Origin of the sequence: Nostoc cf. edaphicum LEGE 07299 (genome assembly GCF_015207245.1) — a bacterium.
Classification (GTDB): domain Bacteria; phylum Cyanobacteriota; class Cyanobacteriia; order Cyanobacteriales; family Nostocaceae; genus Nostoc; species Nostoc edaphicum_B.
In genome coordinates this window covers 1-4,193 of record NZ_JADEXF010000506.1, presented here as the reverse complement: position 1 = coordinate 4,193, position 4,193 = coordinate 1, and the positions used below count along the sequence as shown (strand labels likewise).

The 4,193-nt window shown below is 41.2% G+C and carries 5 protein-coding genes; 1 reads left to right on the top strand and 4 read right to left on the bottom strand.

Translation table 11 applies throughout. The features are described from left to right. Positions 1–73: 73 nt before the first annotated feature. Complete coding sequence (locus IQ229_RS15730) at positions 74–1,480, bottom strand: glycosyltransferase family 2 protein (protein ID WP_194045177.1); 1,407 nt, start codon at positions 1,478–1,480, stop codon at positions 74–76. A 694-nt stretch (positions 1,481–2,174) separates the two neighbouring features. Between IQ229_RS15730 and ebsA the strand changes: the two genes are divergently transcribed. Next, positions 2,175–2,549 (top strand): type IV pilus biogenesis protein EbsA, encoded by a 375-nt coding sequence (gene ebsA / locus IQ229_RS15725; RefSeq protein WP_104905290.1) that lies wholly within the window; start codon positions 2,175–2,177, stop codon positions 2,547–2,549. Between the two features lie 168 nt (positions 2,550–2,717). On the opposite strand, the gene IQ229_RS15720 is transcribed toward ebsA, so the two are convergent. From IQ229_RS15720 to IQ229_RS15710, 3 genes are all read right to left on the bottom strand, one after another. Next, positions 2,718–3,521, bottom strand: coding sequence for a PEP-CTERM sorting domain-containing protein (locus IQ229_RS15720; protein ID WP_194045175.1), 804 nt, complete (start codon positions 3,519–3,521; stop codon positions 2,718–2,720). Between the two features lie 226 nt (positions 3,522–3,747). Continuing rightward, positions 3,748–3,870, bottom strand: coding sequence for a nucleotidyl cyclase domain-containing protein (locus IQ229_RS15715; RefSeq protein WP_322743999.1), 123 nt, complete (start codon positions 3,868–3,870; stop codon positions 3,748–3,750). A 54-nt stretch (positions 3,871–3,924) separates the two neighbouring features. Beyond that, the coding region (locus IQ229_RS15710; protein ID WP_194045173.1) for an AAA-like domain-containing protein at positions 3,925–4,193 on the bottom strand (269 nt) is incomplete at its 5' end.

Below are 4,193 nucleotides of genomic sequence, written 5' to 3'. Positions count from 1 at the left end.
GAATAAAAAAAATGCAAAATTATTTTTGGTAATTTTGCATTTTTAATTTTTAATTTTTAATTCCCCAAAGGGGCTATTCCCCGTTCCCCGTATGCAAGGTTTTCACCCATTTCAGGCGCTTTGGTCTTACCGACATCCGGGCAGTAGTACTGCTCATGACGACTAACCAGTGCAACATATATAAACTGCCACGCAGGGTTTGCACCAGCATCGTAAGATATGTAGAAAGTGGGAACTTTTGATCTTGACGTACCCGCTTCAGACCTGTAAACATCCCTACCATCGACATAGAAATGGACAAGCCTGTGATGGGGCTTAACATTGGTGGACGATGACGAGCGATCGCCATTAATAAATCTGGGACTGCTGCTGTCGGTAAGATATACATAATCAGCATAAAAATCAGCAAATCCCAGCTTTTACGCGTTCCCATCCGGTTTTTGAGAATTAAATCCCAATAATCCAAATAGCGCTGATAACCGCCTTCTGCCCAACGGTTGCGCTGATGCCAGAGTGAAACTGCACTTGTCACTCCTTCTTCTTGTACCGATGGATGGAAAACACACTCAATATCCCATTTATCCAGATGTAAACGGATTGTCAAATCCAAATCATCGGTAATGGTTTCTTCATTCCAGCCACCGCAGCTTTCCAAGGCTGAACGCCGGACAAATTGACCATTGCCCCGCAGTTCGCCAATGCCACCAAGGGCAGTCCGCTGTTGCTGGAACCAGGTATCAAGTGCCATTTCGGCCATTTGACCCTTAGTCCAAAAGTTTGCTTTAGCGTTGGCGATCGCTTTTCGCACCTGCACCGCCCCCACGTTTTCTCTTTGAAATAAAGGTATTACCTGTTGCAGTAAGTCTGGTGTTACTTGGGCATCAGCATCAAATACTGCTATAATTTCGCCCTTTGTCAGCGGCAATACCTGATTCAACGCCCCCGATTTGCCACCAGTAGCTTCTGCTGAACGCCTTAGTACTTTGAGTTTGTCGTGTTTCTGTTGGAGTTCTGCTAATAAACGTGGCGTGCTATCACTGCTGCGATCGTCAATTATCCAAATTTCGTACTGCCCACCTGGATATTCCAGATTACAAAGATTTTTGACTAATTTAGCAATTACTGCTTCCTCATTTTTCGCAGCCACTAGCACAGAAACAGAAGGTAAATCTCCCTGTATTTCTTTTGGATAGCGACGGGATTTAGTAAACACCACCACCAAAGCATGAAATCCTAGAATGGTGGTCAGTCCTAGAATAAAAATGGAAGCCCAAGAAACTAAATGTAGAGCGATCGTGCCACTCCAGACGATAGTCAAGACTAGAGCTGCTTTGCCTCTACGACCTTGAAACCGGGATGGTAGAGACATAGAATCTGTCTCTAACACTGACTCCTCATCTACTGATAGGTCAGACAACAAGGAGTTGAGCGGATCGAGCTCTTGATAAGAATCTTCATCGGGCCAGGAATTCGCTGGCATAGGTTAGGTTGCTTGATTCAAAAACCACTATTTGTCTACAGTTAGTAATTTTACGGACAAATATCCCTAAGCTACTTTTCCCGATATTAATCGGAATGGGCAAACTGCAATACCCGCTATCCCTAAGCCAAAAGCCGCTGGGACTATCTTTGTTGTCACCGCCACTGTGCGTAATTACCTCATATTAACCGCGTTTACTACTCTTAGACAGAGGCTTGATTCCTTTGATAGCCACTTCGGCAGGAAGCTTGTAGAGTCGGACTTTCTCTAACGAGAACTCCGGATTGGGTAAAGTAATAGCAAGGTAGCAGCAGCTTTTTGTTGGGAAAAACTGCAATAACGGCATCCACCACTATACAGTAGGGATTTTTAGTGTTATCGTTCCCAGATTCGACAACAGTTAATGCAGCATCATTGTAACCGAAATTTTAATATTTCTTAGTAGTAACTTCATTTATTAGGCATGGGGCATTGGTATTGGGATTAGGGAGAGGTGACAGGTTGACAGGTGACAGGTGACAGGTGACAGGTGACAGGTGATAGGTGACAGGTGATAGGGAATAATCTGTACCCTGTACCCTGTACCCTATTCCCTTCTTCACTTACCACTATGTGCTTTAGACACATCTTTGGGGAATACTACTAACATCCACTAATATCCCCAGTTGCTAACTAACTTGAGGAATATTTAACTATGTCTATTGAGCAACTCCAGCCTGCAACTCAACAACAAGCCAGTGTTTACTTACCTTATGTTCAGGGTGCTAGGCGTAATTTCTTACCCTATGCCATCAGTCTTTATCAAAAAGGGGTCTTGGAGGGACATCGGAAGATCGAAGCCAGCGAACATGTCCCCTTTGTCGCCTCTTGGAATGTTGCTACTTTACCCTCAGACTTAACCCGTTGCCGAATTCAGTTTGATGGCAATGCTGACCTGAGTTATGAACTGATGATGGCTAGTTTCGAGTTTATTAATTTTTTAATTGAACTTATGGATAACTATAAACGTTATCGTGTAACCGATTTTTCACAACCATTTTACCGCAAGCTACTGCGTATAGATGATTGATTAAACTCAGCCGGATTTGCAAAAGTCCGGCTTATTTTAAATTGATAGATAAATAAGTTCGTAGTCAGGATCTTTAGTCCTTATTGTCTAAGATTATTTGCTCACAAGGCACTGATTTTTACAATTCAGCTTAAGCCTTGTGAGCTTTTTTACAACAGGCTTTCAGTTTTAAAACGTCTTCCTAAGTCCGCTGTCTTTTCTTCTTTTCAGAACGATACCAAAACTAGCTACCATCAGAGTTCCGAGAAGGCTAGCGGGTTCTGGAATAGAAGTTTCATTTATAGGTACTATGATTCTTAAATTTGCCAAACTAGCATTAGTTATGGTCAAGGATGTTACGCCTGGTAAACCTGGGATATCAGATTGGAAATCAAAGACCGTGGGAGTTAAATTACCATTGGGATTACTATATCGCTCCCCATATCCACTCACTTCAAAAGTACCTTGATACTTTTTTCCGGTGTCTGGGTCGGTGACAGTACCAGTGTAGAAAGCTTTTGTGAGATTAAATTCATCTTGAACTACTCCTTGAAATGTGGTTCCTGGCAATTGTCCCTGGTAAAGGAAGGCAGTCAAATGACCACCAGAAAGAACCGGCGATGTCAGAACACCATTAAACGAGACAATTGGAATACCTTTAAAGTCAACAAAGTAATGCAGACTTCCATCGGAACGTGTTTCTACCTTTAAATAGTCTGACTGGTATACAGGAACATAATTAGGATTATTATTAGTACCTAAGTTCCGGTAATAAGTTCCAGTATCATCCGTATCAATACGAGTAATACTGTTATTGAAATTTGGATTATTTCTGGGAAGTCCGATAGTTCCTGATAATGTACCAGTGCTTTGAATTGTGATGAATTGAGCAGCAATTGCACTTGCTCCACTCATAGCGATCGCGACTGCCGCAAGACAACTGCTGCTAACAGCTGCAAAACCTAGCTTAATCCCTGATGAACTCACTTTCATTAACAAACTGTTCCTTTAATTGTCGATGGTAAACACACCTAATATGCTGAGATTAATTGCAATTTTTCTCATGCATGATTTATTATTCCCAAGCTGGTGATGGAAGTTTCATCGACAACAAAAAGTCTTGTCAATTGCTATTTTTCTTCTTGTGCTTGCAGAGGATTTTGGAGACAATCACCTTATCGATCGATTTCAATATCGTTATTTGATTATAAGTTCTATATTAAGCTACAACGCGATCGCGTCCTTTTCTTTTGGCTTGATAGAGTGTTTCTTCGGCAGCATTAACTAAAGTAGCAGGTTCAGTTTCTATTACCGGAATAACGCTAGCCACCCCTAAACTCACAGTTAAAACAGCAGCAGGTAAACCAGCAATGATAGAATACTCACATTTAAGTAATTAAGTTAATTCATCTAAACTAGAGAGGACGGAAAACTGTTGATTTTCTTCTTTCAGCCGTTCAACATGAGTATTATTAAAATGCTCGCTTTTTTTGAAATACTGTTGGAAATATAACCGATATAATTCACACGCAGGAGTACTGCGATCGCCTTCTAAATTAATTAGCCCTATACTTTGTAATTTATATGCCAAGCTTGGTTCTAATTTTACATAATTTGTAGTATTAATCACTTCATAAAAAGCATCTCCCAATTCTGGCTCATCTC